A 21,266-nucleotide genomic window follows, 5' to 3' on the forward strand; every position below is an offset into this window, starting at 1 on the left:
TCGTGTGTCTTATTAATGGATTAATCTCTGTGGCCGAAAACCAACTCTTACTGGAGCAACGCTGGCAGCACCATCGTGAGCCCGCGTTGCTCGCCGCTTCCGGCGGCGCTATCGACACTATCAGCTTCATCACCTTGTTTGGCCTGTTTACCGCCCACGTCACGGGAAACCTGGTGGTGGCCGGGGCAGCCCTGGCCACCAACAGCGAAGGTATTTTATCGAAACTGCTCGCCATTCCTGTTTTTATGCTGGCGGTGGCGATCGTCACGCTGGTTATCAAAAGTCGAAAAACCATTACGCCACGCTTTCTTGGCAGCTTGTTCGTCGTTGAGATTCTGCTGTTACTCCTTTTCGGCCTGTTGGGGCTGCTGTGGCAGCCCTTTGTCGGCGCGGATAGCGCGACCGCGTTAATCACCGGCATGGCCGGCGTGATGGCGATGGGGGTGAGGAACGCCACCACCCGATTATTATTACCCACCACCAGCCCGAGTACGATGATGACCGGTAACGTCACGCAGTTAACCATCGATGTGGTTAACTGGTGCCAGGCGCCCAACCGCGAGAATAGAGAAAAAATCAAAAAATCGGGGGCTTCGGTGCTCGGTTTTCTGCTGGGAGCAGGGCTTGGGGCGCTAGGCTACATCCTGACGGGTTTCTACTCGGTGCTTATTCCGGTGGCACTGGTAGCCATCGTCGCCTGGCGCGAATTCAGCGCCGCGCGGAATTAGTGCTACGCTAAAAGTTTTCTGCCTGGGAACTGACGATCATGAAATTGTATGGTGTGCCGGGGTGGGGCTCGGCAATAAGCGAGATGATGTTGACCTTGGCCAACATCCCTTATCAATTTATCAATGTCGATGGCTTTGACCAGCCAGGCGCGCAGCGAGAGAAACTACGGGCGATCAACCCGCTGTGTCAGGTGCCCACCCTGCAACTGGCGGATGGCAGCGTGATGACGGAAACAGCGGCGATCGCGCTGATGATCCTTGATGAGCGCCCGGATCTGGCGCCGCCAGCCGGTACGCCACAGCGCCAGCAGTTTCAACGTTTGCTGATCTGGCTGGTGGCTAACGTTTATCCGACCTTCACCTATGCCGACTATCCCGAACGCTGGACAGCCTCAGCGCCTGACGAACTGCGTGAGAGCTGTCAGCAATACCGCAAATCACTCTATCTCTGGCTGGAACAGCAGCTGGCAGCCGAGCCTTACGCATTAGGCGGGAATATCACGTTGTTGGATTGCTATATTGCCGCGATGTACAGCTGGGGGCCGCGGCGCGAGTGGTTTGCCGCGCATACGCCAAAGTTTGCCGCTGTGGCTCAGGCGGTTTATCGCCGTGCGGAGCTGCAGCAGGTACTGCGTGACAATAATCTTCTCTAAGGCACAAATCGTGATTTGAGTTAGGGAATCTGTGATAGTTTTAAAATCCCAATAATAAGGAGCCTGCTATGCCACATGTCGATATCAAATGTTTTCCCCGTGAACTGAGCGAAGAGCAAAAAAGCGCGCTGGCTGCGGAAATCACTGAGGTTCTGATCCGTCATCTCAGCACCAAAGACAGTTCAGTTAGCGTTGCCCTTAATCAGGTACAGCAGAGCGACTGGCAGCGGGTGTGGGATGATGAGATCGCGCCGCAAATGGATTCTTTGATTAAGAAACCGGGCTACCGAATGTAAAGGACGGGCCGCTTTTCATCGCGCCAATTAGACTACTATCGACCAAGGTCAATTTTACTTGAGCGAAAGATATGCCACTTTATTGATCCAGATCAATAAAAGTGGCTTTTTTTTGATTTCCATACCTTTCATTAATTTACCTTTTGTAAAGTAATTGGCCATTTAAGAATAATCCTAATCAACATAAATAACTGATAATAATGCACTATATAGTGCATTGCGCTTTGTATGTATTTAAATGTAGTTTTATGTTTTGATTATTATGCATATCAAAATTGTTTAGGCGATTGCTGATTTGCCATGTAACCTGCCTTTGAAATGATGATTTTTATCATGGAGAGATGAATGATAATAGGTAGTGCGTTACTTGGTTACCAATTAGAGGATGATTTTTTTTACTTCTTGAAGTACCGGGAAATAGCTACTGTAAGTGGTAATAGAAAAAACATCCGTCTACGAAAAACGATGGCCTGTTTAATTGAGTATTTATTTGAACATGGTCTTGAAAGAATGGTTAGTGATGAAGAGTTGATGGTACATGTCTGGGAGAAAAATGATTTAAGGCCCTCATCACAACGTTTATGGCAAGTGATGCAAAATTTACGTCGGATCCTGAAGGATATCGGCATCGAACAAGAGATTATATTACGCGTTAAGACTCAGGGTTATTATATCAATAGTCATTACGTTACGAGTGTTTATTCGGTAAGAACTCATAAACCATTCTGCCAGAATAATGATGCGACCGTTCAGGTTTGTGAGCTGTCCGAGCTAAATTAATAGCCATAGGGTCTGCCGTATTCAAGGTATGCCTGTCGTTTTCATGTTAAGGTTATAAAATTGAAGGTGATAATTAATAGTAAGGATATTTGGTTCCGACTGGGCGTGGAACACTGTCTGCAACAGATAGCTTCTGACGATAATGAGATCGATTACGCTGATTTGGATTTTTGTAATCATTCTATACAGCAAGCGGATCTCATTATATTGCCGTTACATGGCTATCAAGATTACAAGCATATTTATGCGCTATCTCAATTTTATCAGGGCATGATTCTGGGTGTGAGCACCTCCAGAAACGTTCACTCACGGCGGCTTTTATTTCGCCAAAATATATTATGGATAAGCAGTCGTGAAACCATAGACAATGTTCAAAAATTATTGTTAACGATCAAGCATCGGCAATTATATCATCATGATGGTCAACCGAATTTTAGTGTAATGAAGGCAAAAGATGGGGCTCCGCTCAGCGAAAGAGAAATGATGATTATTGATCATGTCGCCAAAGGCACTCCGGTGAACGCCATTGCCAGAGCGTTGGGACTGCGGGTAAAAACCATTTATGCGCATTTAGATAAAATTAAAGCTAACTTCAACCTTAAAGGTGGAAGTCACTTTCATCGCTTCATGATAAGCCCGCCGTCTTATCACTTACTCTAAAAGATGGTGAAAGGGAATGACGGCAGAGTTGCCGTCGTTCTGTTAATTATGTGGCGTATTGGCCTGCACGTGACGTCCGCTGGCGACAAAATTACCGGTACCGAGATGGTGAATGGTATTGAGTTTATCATCGTCAAACTGCCAGCGGCCGCTGACGAAAACGCGTTCATCGGCCGCGGCGGCAACCACTTCGCCAAACAGCGTATCGTATTGTTCTTGTGCCGCGGTGGCGGGTAGCAGACGGCATTCCATCCACGCCAGGCATTTCTCTTCAATTAACGGTAACCCCAGTTCGGGACCCTGCACCGTCGGGATACCGTAAGCATTGAACTTATCTTCATCGCGCCCGCTTACGCTGCCTACCGCATAGACCCAACTGGCGGCGGCCACGCCTGGCACCACGATACCAAAGGCGCCGTTACGCTCAATGAGATCACGCGTCCAGGTGCTTTTATCCACCACAATAGCCACGCGAGGCGGGGCAAATTCAACCGGCATCGACCAGGCGGCGGACATCACGTTGCGCCGCCCTGACTGCGCGTCATAACTGGTGATCATAATGGTCGGGCCGTGGTTGAGCAGGCGACTGGCGTACTGAAGTTCGACGTGGCGAAAACGGCTCATAAGCGTTCCTTGGTGAGTGGCGAATGCCTGTAAGTAGTTTATTCACAATACAAAGGTAATCAATACGTCAACCGCGACCTAAATCAGAAATCATCTGGCGCGATCGCACAAAATACGCCGTCGCGGGGAAAAAATACGCTATAAATGTCGGACACCAAAAGCTGGAGGCGTTGATGACCCCATTTTTAAGCGCGTATTTTACTCGTCTGGCCTGGACGGGAACCCCCGATGTTTCCATTGACACCCTGCGGGAGTTGCATAGCCATCACAATAGCGCGATCCCGTTTGAGAATCTGGACGTTTTACTGCCGCGTGAAATCCACCTTGACGATCGGGCGCTCGAGGAGAAGTTAATCACCGCCCGCCGCGGCGGTTACTGCTTTGAGCAGAACGGGCTGTTGCAGCGGGCGCTAAGTGAGATTGGTTTCTCGGTTCGCAGCCTGCTGGGGCGCGTGGTGTTGGCTAATCCACCACAAATGCCGCCGCGCACCCATCGCTTGCTGCTGGTGGAGGTCGAAGGCGAACGCTGGATCGCCGACGTCGGTTTCGGCGGCCAGACGCTGACCGCGCCGATTAAGCTGCTGGCGGATATTCCGCAGCATACGCCGCATGGGATTTATCGCCTGGTGCATGAAGGCGATGAGTGGACGTTGCAGTTTAATCATCATGAGCACTGGCAGTCGATGTACCATTTCGATCTGGGTCGACAGTATGCTTCTGATTATGTGATGGGTAACTTCTGGTCGGCGCACTGGCCGCAGTCCCACTTTCGTCACCATCTGCTGATGTGCCGTCATCTGCCTGACGGCGGAAAAATGACGCTCACCAATTTCCATTTTACCCACTGGGAGAACAACCACGTGGTGGAAAAGGTGGATCTTGCGGACGTGTCGGCGCTGTATGAAGCGCTGCAAACCCGGTTCGGATTAGGTGTAGACGACCCAAAACATGGGTTCAGCGAAGCCGCGCTGGCAGCGGTAATGGCGGCGTTCGATACCCATCCGGAAGCCGGGAAGTAACGTTTATAACGGGACGAGGAAAGCGCATGGTCGCCGTAGGCCGGATAAGGCGTAGCCGCCATCCGGAATAAAGGCTGGAGCCGTGGCCGATGAATATGACCCCGGAGTCGGCGCGAGCGCCTCGTCTGGGCTACACCGCTACAACCGCATCAATGCTGACTGAAACTGCCGATGTTGGTGGCCTCAAAATCGCTGAGACGTTCCCGGCAAGCCGGGGCAGCCCGCATGGATGCGGGCTGAGGGCCGTGATTTGCAAGGACGCTGCCTCGGCCCGACCCGAAGCCTGCCGGGATAAGTCGAAGGAACCACGAAGTGGCGATTTTGGCGGCCAGAGCCCGGGAGTACAGAGGGCGGCGGCGACTGGCCGCCCTCTGTGCGCTCCCTGCGCCATGAGAGCCATAACGCAGAAAAAATATCGGGAGCGCAATGTGCTCTGAATTAACACAAAACACGTGTTTTTCCCGGACCATAACAGTTGCAAACCTATAACAGTATCTACCGGTATGGATGAATGATAAAAGCCGCTGGCTTTCAGCGCCGGGAACGCACCACCTGATAGCGGCGGGTGAAATACTCTATCGGCGCGCTCCAGACGTGAACCAGCCGGGTGAACGGGAAAATAAGGAAGATAGTCATCCCCAGCACCAGATGGACGCGATACACCCACGCGACGCCATCCAGATGCGCCGATGCGCCGCCGTGGAAGGTGACTACCGCCTGCGCCCAATCTACCAGTTTCAGCATTTCGCTGCCGTCCGGATGCTGGGCGGAGAACGGAATAGTCGTCAGCCCCAGCGCGCACTGAATCAGCAGAATGCACAGGATCAGGATATCCGCAGTGGTGGAGGTGGCGCGAATGCGCGGGTTGGTCAGACGACGCACCAGCAGGCCTATGCCGCCGACCAGGGTCAGCACGCCGCAGACGCCGCCCAGCACCATCGCCATCACCTGTTTCTGCGACATCGGCAGGAACCATGAATAGACCCAGTGCGGCGTCAGCATCCCGAAGAAGTGGCCGAAGAAGATGCCGAGGATGCCGATGTGAAATAAGTTCGACCACAGCACCATGCCCCGTTTATCGAGCATCTGGCTGGATGACGCGCGCCAGGTATACTGACCGTAGTCATAGCGCAGCCAACTGCCCACCAGGAACACGGTGCCGCAGAGATAAGGGTAGATATCGTAAAAGAAGACGTTTAAGTACTGTATCATTTCGGGCCTCCGGCGCGGATGTCGACGTACTGCGGCGCCACATCCTGGCTAAAGCGTCGTTGATAAGCTTGCATTGGCGAGCTATCGCAAGCGGTTGCATTATCTTCAATAAACTTCACCTGTTCTTCTTCCCACACCGCATCCAGCGCCTGGCGCGTGTCGTCACGCTTCTCACTCGCTACCTGCCTGGTGACACTGTCACTATTGAGTGGGCTATCCGCCAGCGTGAGGAGGGCGTCAAAGAGTTGATAGTAATCGCATTCGCGCTGCTTTAAGCGCCCACCGAGCAATGCCAGAATGGGCGCGACGTTCTGCAGTCCTTCACGGGCATCGGCCAACGGGAGAGTGCTGAGATACTCAAGATATAAAGGCAGGTGGTCCGGGAGTTCGCGACAATCGATCTGCAGACCCGCCTGTTCATACTGATTCATCAGATCGACCATCGCCTGGCCGCGGTCGCGCGATTCGGCGTGAACGTGTTCAAACAGCAGCAGCGAGGTGGCGCGACCGCGCTCAAACACCTCACACCATTCGGCCTGACGGTCGAGCAGCGGCGCCGCCAGTAATCGCGTAACAAACGGCGTCAGGGCGGGCGCATCGGCGCTGACCAGCGCCAGCGCCTCCTCGCGGTTATCCCACAGCGCGTCGTCGGGATACTCCAGCAGTAAAGCGATGACTTTGAGAAGCCGCATTACTCTCCCTCCCCATGTCGACGAACGTCTCCCACATCAATCGCGTCGATGCGACGACTGTTGAACAGGTTGAATTTAGTATCAGAACCATGGCAACCATCGCCGAAGGTAAAACCGCAGCCGTTGCGTTCAGGGAAGGCGTCTTCCGCCAGTTCGCGGTGGCTGGTGGGGATCACGAAGCGGTCTTCGTAATTGGCGATCGCCAGGTAGCGATACATCTCTTCCACCTGCTCGACGCTGAGGCCCACTTCTTCAATGGCGCGGGTATCGGTCACGCCTTCAACGGTTTGCGAACGTTTGTAATGGCGCATCGCCATCATGCGTTTTAACGCGCGCAGGACCGGGCCGGTATCGCCGGCGCTCAGCAGGTTCGCCAGATACTGAACCGGTATACGCAGGCTTTCGACCGCTGGCAGGATATTGCCGTTACTCGGCAGGCCGCCGGCGTCGGCGACGGACTGAATCGGCGACAGAGGCGGGACGTACCAGACCATCGGTAAGGTGCGGTATTCCGGGTGCAGCGGCAGCGCCAGCTTCCAGTCCATCGCTAGTTTATACACCGGTGATTGTTGCGCGGCTTCGATCACGTTATGCGGAATACCCTGCTTCAACGCCTCTTCGATGACCGCCGGGTCGTTAGGGTTGAGGAACACCTCGCACTGGCGCTCGTAGAGGTCGGTTTCATGTTCGGTACTGGCCGCCTCTTCGATGCGGTCCGCGTCGTACAGCAGTACGCCAAGATAGCGGATGCGGCCGACGCAGGTTTCGGAGCACACCGTCGGTTGCCCGGACTCAATACGCGGATAGCAGAAGATGCATTTTTCCGATTTGCCGCTCTTCCAGTTAAAGTAGATTTTTTTGTACGGACAACCGCTGATGCACATCCGCCAGCCGCGGCATTTATCCTGGTCGATCAGCACGATGCCGTCTTCTTCGCGCTTGTAGATAGCGCCGCTTGGGCAGGTCGCCACGCAGCTCGGATTAAGGCAATGTTCGCAAAGACGCGGCAGATACATCATGAAGGTGTTTTCAAACTGGCCGTACATCTCTTTTTGCATCGCTTCGAAGTTGCGGTCTTTGGCGCGTTTTTCAAACTCGCCGCCGAGCAGTTCCTCCCAGTTTGGCCCCCAGCTGATTTTATCCATCCGTTCGCCGCTAATCAGCGAACGCGGACGGGCGGTAGGCAAGTATTTGCCTTCCGGCGCGTTGTGCAGGTGCTGATAATCGTAGGTAAAGGGTTCGTAATAATCGTCAATCTGCGGCAGCACCGGGTTGGCGAAAATCTTCGACAACACGCTGACGCGGTTGCCCAGACGCGGAGTGAGCTTGCCGCTGATACCGCGGATCCAGCCGCCTTGCCACTCGTCCTGATCTTCCCAGTTTTTGGGGTAACCGATACCGGGCTTGGTTTCCACGTTGTTGAACCACGCATATTCCATCCCTTCGCGGCTGCTCCAGACGTTTTTACAGGTGACGGAGCAGGTATGGCAGCCGATGCATTTATCCAGATTCAGCACCATTCCGACTTGTGAACGTATTTTCATTTTTTCGCCTCCTGTACCTGGTCGCGACCTTCGCCATCCAGCCAGTCAATATTTTTCATTTTGCGGATCATAATGAACTCGTCGCGGTTGGAGCCGACGGTGCCGTAGTAGTTAAAGCCGTAAGCCAGTTGGGCGTAGCCGCCAATCATATGCGTGGGTTTTGGACAGACGCGGGTGACGGAGTTGTGGATGCCGCCACGGCGACCGGTCACCTCCGAACCGGGAATATTCATAATGCGTTCCTGGGCGTGATACATCATGGTCATGCCCGGCGGCACGCGCTGGCTCACCACCGCACGCGCGGTGAGGGCGCCGTTGGCGTTGAAGGCTTCAATCCAGTCGTTATCCTCAATCCCCAGTTCTTTTGCGTCGGTTTCGCTTAGCCAGACGATGGGCCCGCCGCGCGACAACGTCAGCATCAGCAGGTTTTCGCTATAGGTCGAGTGGATACCCCATTTCTGATGCGGGGTCAGGAAGTTGAGCGCTTTTTCCGGAAAGCCGTTTGGCGGCACTTCCTTCATCTGGCTGACGCTGCGCGTATCGATAGGTGGGCGATAGGCCACCAGACTTTCGCCGAAGGCGCGCATCCAGGGATGATCCTGATAGAGCTGTTGCCGCCCGGAGAGGGTGCGCCACGGGATCAGTTCGTGAACGTTGGTATAACCGGCATTATAAGAGACATGTTCGCTTTCCAGACCGGACCACGTTGGGCTGGAGATGATCTTGCGCGGCTGCGCCTGAATATCGCGGAAGCGGATTTTCTCATCCTCTTTATTCAGCGCCAGATGGGTGTGGTCGCGGCCGGTAAATTCTCCCAGCGCTTGCCAGGCTTTCACCGCCACCTGGCCATTGGTTTCCGGCGCCAGGCTCAAGATGACTTCACTGGCGTCGATCGCGCTGTCGATGCGCGGGCGGCCTTTGGCCGGACCGTCGGGTTTGACGTAGTTAAGTTTACCGAGGAAGTCGACTTCGTTTTGCGTATTCCACGAAATGCCTTTACCGCCGTTGCCGAGCTTATCGAGTAACGGCCCCAGCGAGGTGAAGCGCTCCCAGGTGGCCGGGTAGTCACGTTCAACCAGCGCAATTGACGGCGCGGTTTTGCCTGGAATGAGATCGCATTCGCCCTTGCGCCAGTCGAGGACATCAAACGGCTGTGATAGCTCCGCCGGAGAGTCATGCTGCAGCGGCACCAGTACCACATCGGTCTCTTTATCAAGGTGGCCGACGCATACTTCAGAGAAACTTTTCGCAATGTCCTTGTAGATTTCCCAGTCGCTTTTCGCCTCCCATGCCGGGCCGACGGCGGCGGAAAGGGGGTGGATAAACGGGTGCATGTCGGAGGTGTTCATATCGTCTTTTTCGTACCAGGTGGCGGTCGGCAGGACGATATCTGAGAACAGGCAGGTACTGGACATGCGGAAATCGAGGGTCACCAGTAGATCGAGTTTGCCCTCAATCGCCGCGGTCTGCCACTCGACTTCCTCCGGCTTCACGTCAGCGGTGGCGCCAAACTCCTCGTCCTGAATACCGTTATCGGTACCGAGCAGGTACTTGAGCATGTACTCATGGCCCTTACCGGACGATCCCAGCAGGTTCGAACGCCAGATAAACAGGTTGCGCGGGTGGTTGTGGCCGCTATCCGGCTGCTCGGCGGCAAAGCGAATATCGCCTGCTTTTAACGACTGGACGGTGAACTCTGCGGGGGACAGCCCGGCGGCGTCGGCCTGCTGCTTGATGCTCAGCGGGTTAACGTTAAGCTGCGGCGCGGAGGGCAGCCAGCCCATGCGCTCGGCGCGAACGTTGAAGTCGATCATATGGCCGCTGAATTTGCTGGCGTCGGCCAGCGGTGAGAGCAGCTCCTGAGCGGTTAGTTTTTCGTAGCGCCACTGGCTGGCGTGGTTGTAGAAATAAGAGGTACTGTTCATCTGCCGCGGTGGACGAGTCCAGTCCAGCGCGAACGCCAGCGGCAGCCAGCCGGTCTGCGGGCGTAGTTTCTCCTGGCCGACATAGTGCGACCAGCCGCCGCCGCTCTGACCGACGCAGCCGCAGAATACCAGCATGTTGATCATCCCGCGGTAGTTCATATCCATGTGGTACCAGTGGTTCACGCCGGCGCCAAGGATAATCATCGAACGGCCATGGGTTTTATGCGCCGTATCGGCGAACTCGCGGGCGATTTGCTCGATATGGTGACGCGGCACGCCGGTGATCTGTTCGGCCCACGCCGGGGTATAGGCTTTGACATCCGCAAAGTCACGCGCGGCATTGGCATCGTCAAGGCCGCGATCCAGACCGTAGTTCGCCAGCACCAGGTCATACACGCTCACTACCAGAGCGTTTTCACCACTGGCTAACGGCAGCTGTTTCGCTGGCAGTTGATGAAGCGTTATCGGCTCCTGCTTTACGCTGCGAAAATGCGGGTTTTCATTGCCGCCGAAGTAGGGGAAGCCGACCGACACCACGCTATCGTGCATATCCAACAGCGACAGTTTTAAGTCGACGTCACGGCCGTTAGCCCGCTGTTCGAGATTCCATTTGCCTTTTTCGCCCCAACGGAAGCCGATGGATCCGTTCGGCGCGACCAGTTCGCCGTCGGCGTTAAAGGCGACGGTTTTCCATTCCGGGTTATTACTTTCTCCCAGTCCGTTAAGCAGGTCAGCGGCGCGTAGCATACGGCCCGGCGCATAGCTGCCGTCGTCACGACGGTCGAGCATCACCAACATTGGCATATCGGTATAGGTACGGCAGTAGTTGAGAAAGTAATCGCTCGGATTATCGAGGTGGAAAGTTTTGAGGATCACGTGACCCATCGCCATCGCCAGCGCGCTGTCGGTACCTTGCTTCGGCGCCAGCCACTGGTCGCAGAGCTTGGCGACTTCCGAATAGTCCGGAGTAATGGCGATGGTTTTGGTCCCCTTGTAGCGCACTTCGGTGAAGAAGTGGGCGTCCGGGGTTCGCGTCTGCGGGACGTTTGAACCCCAGGCAATAATGTAGCTGGAGTTGTACCAGTCGGCGGATTCCGGCACGTCGGTCTGTTCGCCCCAGGTCATCGGCGAGGCGGGCGGCAGATCGCAATACCAGTCATAGAAGCTCAGACAGGTGCCGCCGAGCAGCGATAAATAACGGGTGCCCGCGGCGTAGGAGACCATCGACATCGCCGGGATCGGCGAAAAGCCCGCGACGCGATCCGGACCGTAGTTTTTAATGGTCCAGACGTTGGCCGCGGCGATCAGTTGATTTAACTCTTTCCAACTGGAGCGTACAAAGCCGCCTTTACCGCGAATTTCTTTGTAGCTGCGGGTTTTCAGCGGGTCCTGCATGATGCTATCCCAGGCCTGTACCGGGTCGGGATGCTGTGTCAGGGCTTCGCGCCACAGCTCAATCAGCCGTTTACGCGCCAGCGGGTACTTCAGGCGGTTAGCGCTGTAGAGATACCAGGAGTAGCTGGCGCCGCGCGGGCAGCCGCGCGGTTCGTGGTTTGGCAGGTCCGGTCGGGTGCGCGGATAATCGGTTTGCTGGGTTTCCCAGGTGACCAGGCCGTTTTTGACATAAATTTTCCAGCTACAGGAGCCGGTACAGTTCACACCGTGCGTGGAGCGGACAATTTTGTCGAATTGCCAGCGTTGCCGGTAGCTATCTTCCCAGTCACGGTTGTTGTCGTAGACCTGACCGTGGCCGTTGGCAAAGGTCTCGCGTTTCTGCTTAAAGTAGCGAAAGCGATCCAGTAATTTACTCATGACATTTCTCCTGCTCCGATGATGTCCGGCATCGTGCCACCCGGCCGGATGAGCGAACGAACTCGTAGGCCGGATAAGGCGTAAGCCGCCATCCGGCAGATAAATCGTTATGGTTAGGCGGGTTTACGGCGGCCATAGACCAGCCAGGTCACCAGCACGCAAACCACATAGAAGACAAAAAAGACTTTCATCGCGCCCACCGGCGAGCCGGTCATGGCCAGAGAGGTCCCGAAGGCTTTTGGAATAAAGAAACCGCCAATGGCGCCGATTGCGGCGATAAAACCGAGCGCGGCGGCGGTATCGGTCACCGCTTCGTGCTGGGCCTGTTCGTCGCTGCCGCCGCGTTTTTTCACGCTATCAATGGTGAGCTGGCGGAAGATCACGGCGATCATCTGGAAGGTGGAGCCGCTGCCAAGCCCGGCGGTTAAGAACAGGCCCATAAACACCACGTAGAAGGCGAAGAAGCTTCCGGAACCGGATCCCGGCAGGGTGAGGAAAAGCAGGCCGGTAAAGACCGCCATCAGAATGAAGTTAACCAGCGTCACCCGTACGCCGCCCAGACGGTCGGAAATGATACCGCCGAAGGAGCGCGCCAGCGCGCCGATAAACGGGCCGAAGAAGGCCAGTTTCAGAATATCGACATCTGGAAACTGGGTTTTCGCCAGCATCGCGAAGCCGGCGGAGAAGCCGATAAACGAGCCGAAGGTCGCCAGATACAGCAGGCTTAACAGCCACATATGCGGACGCTTCAATACCGGTAACTGATCGCGAATCGAGGCTTTGGAACTGGCAATATCGTTCATGCCGAACCACGCGAAAACGGTGGCGATGACCAGTAACGGCACCCACAGCAGCGGTGAGTTGCCAAGCCACAGCATGGCGCCGCCTGGTTGCTCAACGCCGCGGACTCCCAGGAAGGTAAAAATCGGCAGAAAGATAAAAATGGGCGAGACCAGTTGCATCACGCTGACCCCGAGGTTGCCGAGACCGCCGTTTATGCCTAATGCGCTGCCCTGTTTAGCCTTGGGGAAGAAGAAACTGATATTGCCCATGCTTGAGGCAAAGTTGGCGCCGGCAAAACCACACAGTAACGAAATAGCGATAAATACCCAGTACGGAGTAGTTGGATTTTGTACTGCCAACCCCAGCCATAAACAGGGAATCACCAGAATAACCGTGCTAATAACCGTCCAGTAGCGCCCACCCATTATAGGTACCATAAAGGAGTAGGGGACGCGTAATATTGCGCCGGAAAGTGAAGGTAGCGCCGTTAATAAAAAAAGCTGGTCGGTTGTGAAATTAAAACCCACTTTATTGAGATTGACCGCGACCGCGCTAAATAACATCCAGACGCAGAAGGCGAGTAACAGACAAAATACGGAAATCCATAAGTTCCTGCGTGCGATGGCTTTTCCTTTATTTTCCCAGAAGGCTTCATTTTCTGGTCGCCAATCCTTTAAAAGATAATGATTCTTTTTATCACCTTCTATCGACATAACACCCTCACTAAAGCGTACGAGATCAAAAGGATAAATAAAAAAACAGCTGAAGTTGTGCAGGCTGGAATTAAGGCTCAGCTGTTTTTAATAATTGTATTGTTTGAGAATAGATAAGAATCGAGACGTGAAAGAATTCACGCCGGCAATGAAGGGTGGTCAATTGTTACTAAATGTAACCTAAGCCTGAGGGAGTTCCAGCGCGATATAATGTTTTAAGTAACGGGTAAATGCCGCATCGTCAATGGCTTGCATCCCCAACGCGTAAATGCCATCCAGCCCGCAAACCAGGGCAATCAGACGCCAGGCGATATTTTCTGCCGTATCCTGCGGCTGAAATTCACCGGCTTCGGCGCCGCGGTTAATCGCCGTGACCGTTTCATCATGCCACATGCTCATGGTCAGCAGATACGCGGCCTTAATTTCCTCATCGCTATCGGACAAAATCTGCGCTTCCCGCCACAGGCGTATATAGGGCTCGAGACGGCCATCTTCGCTGCCGAGTAATGAAAACAGGCGTTCGCTCCAGGAGGCGTCATCGGTCAGCAGCTGAATATCGAGCATTTCGCGGATCAAGCGGATAAAGGCCTGCGCTTTTAGCTCGCCGGTCGAGGCAAAATGATGATGTAACTGACCTGCGGCGACGCCGGCTTCGCTGGCTATCTGGCGCACTGTCATGGCGCTGAAGCCGCCATTTAGCGCCACTCGCATGGCGGCCTGCATGATAACTTCCCGACGCGCTTCCCGATTTAAATAGTGCATAGCGACCCATGACAAAGAGGTGATGCGATGATGGTAACAAAAAGTTGGACAGACGTTCAACAATCCGGCAGGATCGCAATCCTGGACGCGTGTCCAATTTCGAAAATTGAGGAAAAGTAGTATGTCTCGGCAATGGTTAACGCTGATGGCGATTTTGCTGGTTTATATCCCGGTAGCAATTGACGCAACGGTGCTGCATGTGGCCGCCCCGACGCTCAGCGTCGCGCTTGGCACCAGCGGCAACGAGCTACTGTGGATCATTGATATCTATTCGTTGGTGATGGCCGGTATGGTGCTGCCGATGGGCGCATTGGGCGATAAAATCGGCTTTAAGCGCTTATTGCTGCTTGGTAGCGCAATTTTTGGTATCGCTTCGCTGTGCGCCGCGCTGTCGCCGACGGCGATAACGCTGATTATCTCCCGCGCGCTGCTGGCGGTTGGCGCGGCAATGATTGTGCCGGCGACGCTTGCCGGGATCCGCGGCACTTTCGCCGAAGCCAGCCAGCGTAACATGGCGCTGGGATTATGGGCCGCGGTGGGATCCGGCGGCGCGGCATTTGGCCCGCTGGTGGGCGGCATGCTGCTGGAACACTTCTACTGGGGATCGGTGTTCCTGATCAACGTGCCAATCGTGCTGCTGGTCATTGCCATCAACGCTAAGGTTGTACCCCGTCAGCCCGCCCGCCGCGAGCAACCGCTGAATCTGCCGCAGGCGCTGATCCTGATTGCGGCCATTCTGATGCTGGTGTTTAGCGCTAAGTCGGCGCTAAAGGGGCAGCTGGCGCTGTGGCTAATCGCGCTGGTGGCTATCGGCGGGGCGGCCATGTTGACCTGGTTTGTCCGCAAACAGCTGTCGATGCCGACGCCGATGGTGGATATGCGTCTCTTCACCCACCGCATTATTTTAAGCGGGGTGATGATGGCGATGACCGCGCTCATTACGCTGGTTGGTTTTGAATTGCTGATGGCGCAGGAGCTACAGTTCGTGCATCAGAAAACGCCGTTTGAGGCCGGGTTGTTCATGCTGCCGGTGATGGTTGCCAGCGGCTTTAGCGGGCCGATTGCCGGAATGCTGGTATCGAAACTAGGGCTGCGGCAGGTGGCGACCGGCGGTATGTTGCTGAGCGCTTTAAGCTTTTTGGGACTGTCGATGACCGACTTCAGCACGCAACAGTGGCAGGCGTGGGGGTTAATGACGCTGCTGGGCTTTAGCGCCGCCAGCGCGCTGCTGGCGTCAACGTCGGCGATCATGGCGGCGGCGCCGAAAGAGAAGGCGTCGGCGGCAGGCGCCATTGAAACCATGGCCTATGAATTGGGCGCGGGGCTTGGTATTGCGCTGTTCGGCCTGATCCTGACCCGCAGCTACAGTTCGGCGATTGAACTGCCTGCCGGGATTGGCGGTGAAGCAGCGGTACAGGCCTCATCGTCCATCGGCGAGGCGATGAAGGTGGCGCAATCGCTCCCCGCGATACCGGCTGATTCACTAATCGCGGCGGCGAAAACCGCGTTCATCAGCGCTCACAGCATTTCTCTGGCAACGGCTGGCGTTCTGCTGTTGTTACTGGCGCTGGGGATCTGGCGCGGGCTGGCCAATACGCCGGCGTCACGTTAATGTCATAGCTGAAGAGACAGCTCCATCGCCGCACGGCGCAGCGGCGCCAGGGCTTTCTCCTTCAGCGCCGCGGCGCTCATCGAAGAGGCGGGGACGCCAACGTTGAGCGCTGCCACCACCTGGCCGCTGCGCGACAGCAGCGGTACCGCAAGCGAGCATAATCCAACTTCAATTTGCCTGTCCGCCAGCGCATAGCCCTGCATGCGAACTTTGGCGATTTCCGCGCGCAGTGCTGTAGGATCGCACAGGGTATACGGGGTGTAGCGCATAAGATGTGCGCGTGACAGTGTCACTTCTAGTTGATCTTCGGGCAACGCGCTCAGCAATACCCGTCCCATTGAGGTTGTCCATGCCGGGAGGCGGCTGCCGCGGCCCAGATCGACGCTGAGCAAGTTATTGACCGCCGCGCGGGCGATATACAGTACGTTGTCGCCATCAAGCGTGGCGGCGGAGCAGCTTTCACCTAACGTCTTACCAAGATTGTCCAGCGCCGTTTGCGCCACCTTCGCCAGCGGGGTTCCCGCCAGATAGGCGTGGCCAACTGCCAGAACTCGCGGCAGCAGTTCATAGCTGCGGCCGTCCGGGCTGTGCACCATCCCCAGCGCCGCCAGGGTATACAGGCAGCGGCGCACCGCCGCGCGAGAAATTTGCGTTTTCTGACTTAACTGCGAAATGGTCAGCCGCTGGCGCTGGGGAGTAAAAGCATTGAGCACCTCCAGCCCGCGGGCGAGTGACAGCATAAAATTGGGGTCGTGCTCGGCCTGCCTGGCGCTCAGCGTAGTGTGGGTATTGTCGCTCATTGCATCTTTCTCCGTTGCAACGTAAAGCTCACGGGGAATCACTATACCGCGCGCAAACCAGGGCGCGGCGAATTGTGCCTGTTTTACCACCTCGATCACATTATTAACCGCAATTTAACAAGCGTGCCGATAATCGCACAACATTTCGATTATCGCCGTTGACCATCCGCCAGGCTGGACCCTATTGTCAAAGCACAGACATCCCCGTTATGGATGTGGGTACAAAAAGTTATGCATCTTTCAGGAACAAAAAATGACTGCGACCGTAGAACGCATTGAGAGCTGGTTAGTGGATGTACCGACCATCCGGCCACATAAATTATCGATGACCACCATGGGCTGCCAGACGCTGGTCATCGTGCGCATTACCCGTTCCGATGGCGTATGCGGTATCGGTGAAGCGACGACTATCGGCGGGCTGAGCTACGGTGTCGAGAGCCCGGAGGCTATCTCATCGGCCTTGACCCACTATCTGACGCCGCTGCTGAAAGGGCAGCCGGCGGATAACCTTAATGCGCTGACGGCGCGTATGAATAGCGCCATTAGAGGCAATACTTTCGCAAAATCTGCCATTGAAACCGCACTCCTTGATGCACAGGGCAAAGCTTTAGGGCTACCGGTATCGGCGCTGCTCGGCGGCGCGCTGCAAACGTCGTTGCCGGTGCTGTGGACGTTAGCCAGCGGCGATACCGCGAAAGATATTGCCGAAGGGGAAAAGCTGTTAGCCGAGCGCCGTCATCAGGCATTCAAGCTGAAAATTGGCGCACGGGAATTAGCCACCGATCTCCGCCATACCCGCGCCATTGTGGAAGCCTTAGGCGATCGCGCCAGCATTCGCGTTGACGTTAATCAGGCCTGGGACGCCGCGACCGGCGCGAAGGGTTGTCGCGAGCTGGCGGCGATGGGGGTCGATCTCATCGAACAGCCGGTGAGCGCGCAGGACAATGCAGCGCTGGTGCGCCTGAGCCAGCAAATCGAAACCGCGATCCTGGCGGATGAAGCGGTCGCGACCGCTTACGATGGTTACCAACTGGCGCACCAGGGCTTTACCGGCGCTTACGCGCTGAAAATCGCCAAGGCGGGCGGGCCGAATAGCGTGCTGGCGCTGGCCCGCGTCGCGCAGGCGGCGGGGATTGGCCTGTATGGCGGCACGATGCTGGAAGGGACCGTGGGGACCGTTGCCTCTCTGCATGCCTGGTCGACATTGCCGCTGCAGTGGGGAACCGAGATGTTCGGCCCGTTGCTACTCAAAGACGATATCGTCAGCGTGCCGCTGACCTTTGCCGACGGTCAGGTGGCGTTGCCGCAAACGCCAGGGCTTGGTGTGGAGCTGGATGAAGACAAGCTGCGCTTCTATTCCCGTAAAGCATAACAGGAGAAAATAATGCTATTTAAAGTTGATATGACCGTTAATATTCCGATCGGGTTTCCTGCCGCCGAAGCGGATGAAATTAAACAACGCGAAAAAGCCTATTCGCAACAATTACAACGTGAAGGCAAGTGGCGACATATTTGGCGCGTCGCCGGTCTTTACGCTAATGTCAGCATTTTCGATGTAAAAGATGCCGAAGAGTTGCATCAAATTTTAATGGGATTGCCGTTATATCCATTTATGGATATTCGCGTAGAGGCGCTGTGCCGTCATCCCTCGTCTATTCGTGAAGACGATAGCTAATAATAATAAAACATGACCTCATGCCGGGGGCACCCGGCAAATATCCTACAACGATAAGAGAGAATAATTATGAGTAATGCTTTCGTACAACAAGAAGCCGTGCAGAAATTATTACGTGAAGGCGCGGGTTTAAATGTTCCTGGCGGTAACGAACGTTTTAAAGCCATTGTCCACCGTTTGCTGGAGAATATCTGCACGCTGATCGATGACTATAACGTCACAGAAGAAGAGTTCTGGCATGCGGTGAACTATTTGCACGAGCTGGGTGGGCGCCAGGAAGCGGCGCTGCTGGCGGCGGGGCTGGGTCTTGAACACTTCCTCGACCTGCGTCAGGACGCTATCGACGCGGCGGCGCATCGTGAAACCGGCACCCCTCGCACCATCGAAGGGCCGCTGTATGTGGCCAATGCGCCGCTGGCCGACCGCCATGCCCGCATGGATGATGGCACCGACGCCGGCGAAGTGATGTGGCTGCACGGCCAGGTTAAAGATAGCCAGGGCCAGCCGATCGCTAACGCCATCGTTGATATCTGGCACGCCAATACCCTGGGTAATTACTCGTTCTTCGATCAGAGCCAGAGCGACTACAACCTGCGTCGTCGTATTCGCACCGGCGCCGATGGCCGCTATAGCGTGCGCAGCATTATGCCATCCGGCTACGGCTGCCCGCCGGATGGTCCAACCCAGAAGTTGCTGGATCAGTTAGGCCGCCACGGCAACCGTCCGGCGCACATTCACTTCTTCGTCTCCGCGCCGGGGCATAAACATCTGACCAGCCAGATCAACCTCAGCGGCGACAAATACCTGTGGGATGATTTTGCCTTTGCCACCCGCGATGGACTGATTGCCGACCCGGTGAAAGTGAGCGACCGCGAGACGATTGCACAGCGTGAACTGGACGGCGAGCACACCGAAGTGCGCTTTGATTTCACCCTCTGTAAAGCGCTGAGCCCCGACGAAGAGCACCGCGGCACCCGTCTGCGCGCCAAAGAGTAATCTGCTTTAGCGGCCCCGGCCACGCTGATGGCCCGGGCCGCGCTCTACACCCGATAATCACCATATTTGCCAAATATCTTTAATCCTGAATCCTGCAGGAGGAGTTAACTCATGCAAAAAACGCTATCAGCGCTTAAAGACAAAATTAACAACGCGTTAATTGTCGATCGTGAAAATCATATTTACCGTTGCCATCGCTCTATATTTACCGATCAGCAGTTATTTGATTTTGAAATGAAACATATCTTCGAAGGTAATTGGGTGTTTCTCGCCCACGAAAGCCAGATTGCCGAGCCGGGAGATTATTATACCCTGACGCTGGGACGGCAGCCGGTTATTATTACTCGCGATAAAAAGAATGAATTGCATGCATTAATTAATAGCTGCGCCCACCGCGGCGCCATGTTATGTCGACGCAAAACCGGGAATAAAAATTCGTTTACCTGTCCGTTCCACGGTTGGACCTTCAGCAATAACGGCAAATTATTAAAAGCCAAAGATGAGAGCACCGGCGCTTATCCTGACACCTTCAAACATGAAGGGTCTCACGATCTGCAAAAATTGCCGCGTTTTCAGTCCTACCGCGGTTTCTTATTCGGTAGCCTCAATGCGGACGTGCAGCCGCTGGAGGAGTATCTCGGCGAAACCCGCAAAATCATCGATCTGATCGTCGATCAGGCGCCGGAAGGACTGGAAGTGCTGAAGGGCTCGTCGAGCTACGTTTACGAAGGCAACTGGAAGCTGGGCGCGGAGAACGGCGCCGATGGTTATCACGTCAGCGTGGTACACTGGAATTACGCCTCAACCATGTCACGCCGCAACTATGAAGCGGAAGGGACGCATGCGGTTGACGCCAACGGCTGGTCAAAGAGCGTCGGCGGCGGCTACGGATTTGACAACGGCCACATGTTGCTGTGGACCCGCGCGTTGAACCCGGAAGTGCGCCCGGTCTATGCCCACCGCGACCGTCTGCAGGCGGAGTTCGGTGAACTGCGCGCCGACCAGATGGTCAATGAAACCCGCAACCTGTGCCTGTATCCCAACGTCTACCTGATGGATCAGTTTTCTACCCAGATCCGCGTAATCCGCCCGATTGCGGTCGATAAAACCGAAGTCACCATCTGGTGTTTTGCGCCGAAAGGGGAATCAGACCAGGCCCGGGCGTTACGCATCCGCCAGTACGAAGATTTCTTTAACGTCAGCGGAATGGGGACGCCGGACGATCTGGAAGAGTTCAGCGCCTGCCAGCGCGGCTATCTTGGCGAAAATCTGGCATGGAGCGACCTCAGCCGCGGCGCGCTACGTTGGGTCGACGGCCCGGATGAACACGCCAGGCACGCGGGTTTTACGCCGCGGCTAAGCGGGGTGAAATCGGAAGATGAGGCGCTGTATATTGCCCATCATCACCACTGGCAAACGGTCATGCTGGCGGCGCTGGAACAGGAACAGCAGCGCTACAACCAGTCCATTACCCAGCGCGTGGAGGTGGCCTGATGCTGAATCTCGAACAAGTTCGTCAGTTTCTCTATTACGAAGCCCGCCTGTTGGATGACCGTCAGTGGGATGAGTGGCTGAGTTGTTACAGCCCGCAGGTGGTCTACTGGATGCCGGCATGGGGCGACGATGACCAGCTGACGCGCGACCCGCAAAAAGAGATTTCACTTATCTACTACCCCAACCGTGAAGGACTGGAGGATCGTGTCTATCGCATTAAAACCGAACGTTCCGGCGCCAGCACGCCGGAGCCGCGTACCACGCACATTATCAGCAATGTCGAGCTGATGGGCGAGAGCGATGAGGGGCTTGCGGTGCGCTACAACTGGGTCACCTGGAGCCATCGCTATCAACACACGGATGCCTATTTCGGCTCTACCTGCTGCACGCTAATTGAGCAGGACGGCAGGCCGCAGATCGTTCGTAAAACGGTACGCCTGAATAACGACTATATCCGTCAGGTCATCGACGTTTACCACATTTAAG

19 protein-coding genes and 1 pseudogene are annotated in these 21,266 nt (G+C 55.4%); 12 read left to right on the forward strand and 8 right to left on the reverse strand.

Annotation, left to right across the window (positions count from 1 at the left end):
* Positions 1–29: 29 nt before the first annotated feature.
* The 5 genes from AC22LX_RS01355 (at position 30) to AC22LX_RS01375 (ending at position 3,117) form a co-directional block, all read left to right on the forward strand.
* Positions 30–728, forward strand: coding sequence for a YoaK family protein (locus AC22LX_RS01355; RefSeq protein ID WP_045394070.1), 699 nt, complete (start codon positions 30–32; stop codon positions 726–728).
* 35 nt (positions 729–763) lie between these two features.
* Positions 764–1,381, forward strand: a complete 618-nt coding sequence (locus tag AC22LX_RS01360; protein WP_045394072.1) for a glutathione S-transferase family protein — start codon at positions 764–766, stop codon at positions 1,379–1,381.
* Between the two features lie 68 nt (positions 1,382–1,449).
* A complete protein-coding gene (gene pptA, locus AC22LX_RS01365; protein WP_047048700.1) occupies positions 1,450–1,677 on the forward strand; it encodes a tautomerase PptA in 228 nt (75 codons plus the stop codon).
* Between the two features lie 345 nt (positions 1,678–2,022).
* Positions 2,023–2,457, forward strand: coding sequence for a winged helix-turn-helix domain-containing protein (locus AC22LX_RS01370; RefSeq protein WP_487333682.1), 435 nt, complete (start codon positions 2,023–2,025; stop codon positions 2,455–2,457).
* Between the two features lie 66 nt (positions 2,458–2,523).
* Positions 2,524–3,117 (forward strand): helix-turn-helix transcriptional regulator, encoded by a 594-nt coding sequence (locus AC22LX_RS01375; protein WP_227502123.1) that lies wholly within the window; start codon positions 2,524–2,526, stop codon positions 3,115–3,117.
* Between the two features lie 42 nt (positions 3,118–3,159).
* On the opposite strand, the gene AC22LX_RS01380 is transcribed toward AC22LX_RS01375, so the two are convergent.
* Positions 3,160–3,741 (reverse strand): flavin reductase family protein, encoded by a 582-nt coding sequence (locus AC22LX_RS01380; RefSeq protein WP_049059778.1) that lies wholly within the window; start codon positions 3,739–3,741, stop codon positions 3,160–3,162.
* A 173-nt stretch (positions 3,742–3,914) separates the two neighbouring features.
* Here AC22LX_RS01380 and nhoA point away from each other — a divergent pair, with 173 nt between their 5' ends.
* A complete protein-coding gene (nhoA, locus tag AC22LX_RS01385; protein WP_045394092.1) occupies positions 3,915–4,760 on the forward strand; it encodes an N-hydroxyarylamine O-acetyltransferase in 846 nt (281 codons plus the stop codon).
* A gap of 531 nt (positions 4,761–5,291) precedes the next feature.
* Here the strand turns inward: nhoA and narI are convergent.
* The 6 genes from narI to AC22LX_RS01415 form a co-directional block, all read right to left on the reverse strand.
* The gene (gene narI / locus AC22LX_RS01390) at positions 5,292–5,972 is read right to left on the reverse strand and encodes a respiratory nitrate reductase subunit gamma (protein WP_045394095.1); all 681 of its coding nucleotides are present in this window, start codon (positions 5,970–5,972) and stop codon (positions 5,292–5,294) included.
* The gene (narW, locus tag AC22LX_RS01395; protein ID WP_045394098.1) at positions 5,969–6,664 is read right to left on the reverse strand and encodes a nitrate reductase molybdenum cofactor assembly chaperone; all 696 of its coding nucleotides are present in this window, start codon (positions 6,662–6,664) and stop codon (positions 5,969–5,971) included. Before narW ends, narI begins: the two co-directional genes overlap by 4 nt.
* A complete protein-coding gene (gene narH, locus AC22LX_RS01400) occupies positions 6,664–8,208 on the reverse strand; it encodes a nitrate reductase subunit beta (protein ID WP_047048682.1) in 1,545 nt (514 codons plus the stop codon). The genes narW and narH overlap by 1 nt, the downstream gene beginning before the upstream one ends.
* Positions 8,205–11,945: a nitrate reductase subunit alpha gene (locus AC22LX_RS01405; protein WP_487333683.1), complete on the reverse strand. Its 3,741-nt coding sequence runs from the start codon at positions 11,943–11,945 to the stop codon at positions 8,205–8,207. The genes narH and AC22LX_RS01405 overlap by 4 nt, the downstream gene beginning before the upstream one ends.
* Positions 11,946–12,058: 113 nt before the next feature.
* Positions 12,059–13,441, reverse strand: a complete 1,383-nt coding sequence (locus tag AC22LX_RS01410) for a NarK family nitrate/nitrite MFS transporter (RefSeq protein ID WP_049060100.1) — start codon at positions 13,439–13,441, stop codon at positions 12,059–12,061.
* A gap of 180 nt (positions 13,442–13,621) precedes the next feature.
* The gene (locus AC22LX_RS01415) at positions 13,622–14,203 is read right to left on the reverse strand and encodes a TetR family transcriptional regulator (protein ID WP_316422347.1); all 582 of its coding nucleotides are present in this window, start codon (positions 14,201–14,203) and stop codon (positions 13,622–13,624) included.
* Between the two features lie 121 nt (positions 14,204–14,324).
* Between AC22LX_RS01415 and AC22LX_RS01420 the strand changes: the two genes are divergently transcribed.
* Complete coding sequence (locus AC22LX_RS01420) at positions 14,325–15,815, forward strand: MFS transporter (protein ID WP_045394111.1); 1,491 nt, start codon at positions 14,325–14,327, stop codon at positions 15,813–15,815.
* Positions 15,816–15,817: 2 nt separating this feature from the next.
* Here AC22LX_RS01420 and AC22LX_RS01425 read toward each other — a convergent pair whose 3' ends face one another.
* Entirely contained in the window at positions 15,818–16,615 is a 798-nt protein-coding gene (locus tag AC22LX_RS01425) for an IclR family transcriptional regulator domain-containing protein (RefSeq protein ID WP_045394113.1), read from the reverse strand.
* A 209-nt stretch (positions 16,616–16,824) separates the two neighbouring features.
* On the opposite strand from AC22LX_RS01425, the pseudogene AC22LX_RS01430 reads away from it, so the two are divergent.
* The 5 genes and pseudogenes from AC22LX_RS01430 (at position 16,825) to benB (ending at position 21,265) form a co-directional block, all read left to right on the forward strand.
* Positions 16,825–17,987 (forward strand): annotated as a pseudogene (locus AC22LX_RS01430) (muconate cycloisomerase family protein).
* A 12-nt stretch (positions 17,988–17,999) separates the two neighbouring features.
* Entirely contained in the window at positions 18,000–18,290 is a 291-nt protein-coding gene (gene catC, locus AC22LX_RS01435; protein ID WP_015366454.1) for a muconolactone Delta-isomerase, read from the forward strand.
* A gap of 69 nt (positions 18,291–18,359) precedes the next feature.
* A complete protein-coding gene (gene catA, locus AC22LX_RS01440; protein WP_015705528.1) occupies positions 18,360–19,286 on the forward strand; it encodes a catechol 1,2-dioxygenase in 927 nt (308 codons plus the stop codon).
* A gap of 111 nt (positions 19,287–19,397) precedes the next feature.
* The gene (locus AC22LX_RS01445; protein WP_045394118.1) at positions 19,398–20,780 is read left to right on the forward strand and encodes a Rieske 2Fe-2S domain-containing protein; all 1,383 of its coding nucleotides are present in this window, start codon (positions 19,398–19,400) and stop codon (positions 20,778–20,780) included.
* On the forward strand, positions 20,780–21,265 hold the full coding sequence (benB, locus tag AC22LX_RS01450; RefSeq protein ID WP_015366457.1) for a benzoate 1,2-dioxygenase small subunit: 486 nt from the start codon (positions 20,780–20,782) through the stop codon (positions 21,263–21,265). The genes AC22LX_RS01445 and benB overlap by 1 nt, the downstream gene beginning before the upstream one ends.
* Position 21,266 lies beyond the last annotated feature (1 nt).

It is taken from the genome of Klebsiella sp. PK01 (assembly GCF_057624675.1).

Excerpts from the sequence above, each read along its gene's own strand:
- benB (WP_015366457.1), top strand. The coding sequence starts at position 20,780 with ATGCTGAATCTCGAACAAGTTCGTCAGTTTCTCTATTACGAAGCCCGC.
- AC22LX_RS01380 (WP_049059778.1), bottom strand. The coding sequence starts at position 3,741 with ATGAGCCGTTTTCGCCACGTCGAACTTCAGTACGCCAGTCGCCTGCTC.
- AC22LX_RS01425 (WP_045394113.1), bottom strand. The coding sequence starts at position 16,615 with ATGAGCGACAATACCCACACTACGCTGAGCGCCAGGCAGGCCGAGCAC.
- catC (WP_015366454.1), top strand. The coding sequence starts at position 18,000 with ATGCTATTTAAAGTTGATATGACCGTTAATATTCCGATCGGGTTTCCT.
- catA (WP_015705528.1), top strand. The coding sequence starts at position 18,360 with ATGAGTAATGCTTTCGTACAACAAGAAGCCGTGCAGAAATTATTACGT.
- AC22LX_RS01410 (WP_049060100.1), bottom strand. The coding sequence starts at position 13,441 with ATGTCGATAGAAGGTGATAAAAAGAATCATTATCTTTTAAAGGATTGG.
- AC22LX_RS01405 (WP_487333683.1), bottom strand. The coding sequence starts at position 11,945 with ATGAGTAAATTACTGGATCGCTTTCGCTACTTTAAGCAGAAACGCGAG.
- AC22LX_RS01445 (WP_045394118.1), top strand. The coding sequence starts at position 19,398 with ATGCAAAAAACGCTATCAGCGCTTAAAGACAAAATTAACAACGCGTTA.
- narI (WP_045394095.1), bottom strand. The coding sequence starts at position 5,972 with ATGATACAGTACTTAAACGTCTTCTTTTACGATATCTACCCTTATCTC.
- narH (WP_047048682.1), bottom strand. The coding sequence starts at position 8,208 with ATGAAAATACGTTCACAAGTCGGAATGGTGCTGAATCTGGATAAATGC.
- AC22LX_RS01415 (WP_316422347.1), bottom strand. The coding sequence starts at position 14,203 with ATGCACTATTTAAATCGGGAAGCGCGTCGGGAAGTTATCATGCAGGCC.
- AC22LX_RS01370 (WP_487333682.1), top strand. The coding sequence starts at position 2,023 with ATGATAATAGGTAGTGCGTTACTTGGTTACCAATTAGAGGATGATTTT.
- pptA (WP_047048700.1), top strand. The coding sequence starts at position 1,450 with ATGCCACATGTCGATATCAAATGTTTTCCCCGTGAACTGAGCGAAGAG.
- nhoA (WP_045394092.1), top strand. The coding sequence starts at position 3,915 with ATGACCCCATTTTTAAGCGCGTATTTTACTCGTCTGGCCTGGACGGGA.
- AC22LX_RS01420 (WP_045394111.1), top strand. The coding sequence starts at position 14,325 with ATGTCTCGGCAATGGTTAACGCTGATGGCGATTTTGCTGGTTTATATC.
- narW (WP_045394098.1), bottom strand. The coding sequence starts at position 6,664 with ATGCGGCTTCTCAAAGTCATCGCTTTACTGCTGGAGTATCCCGACGAC.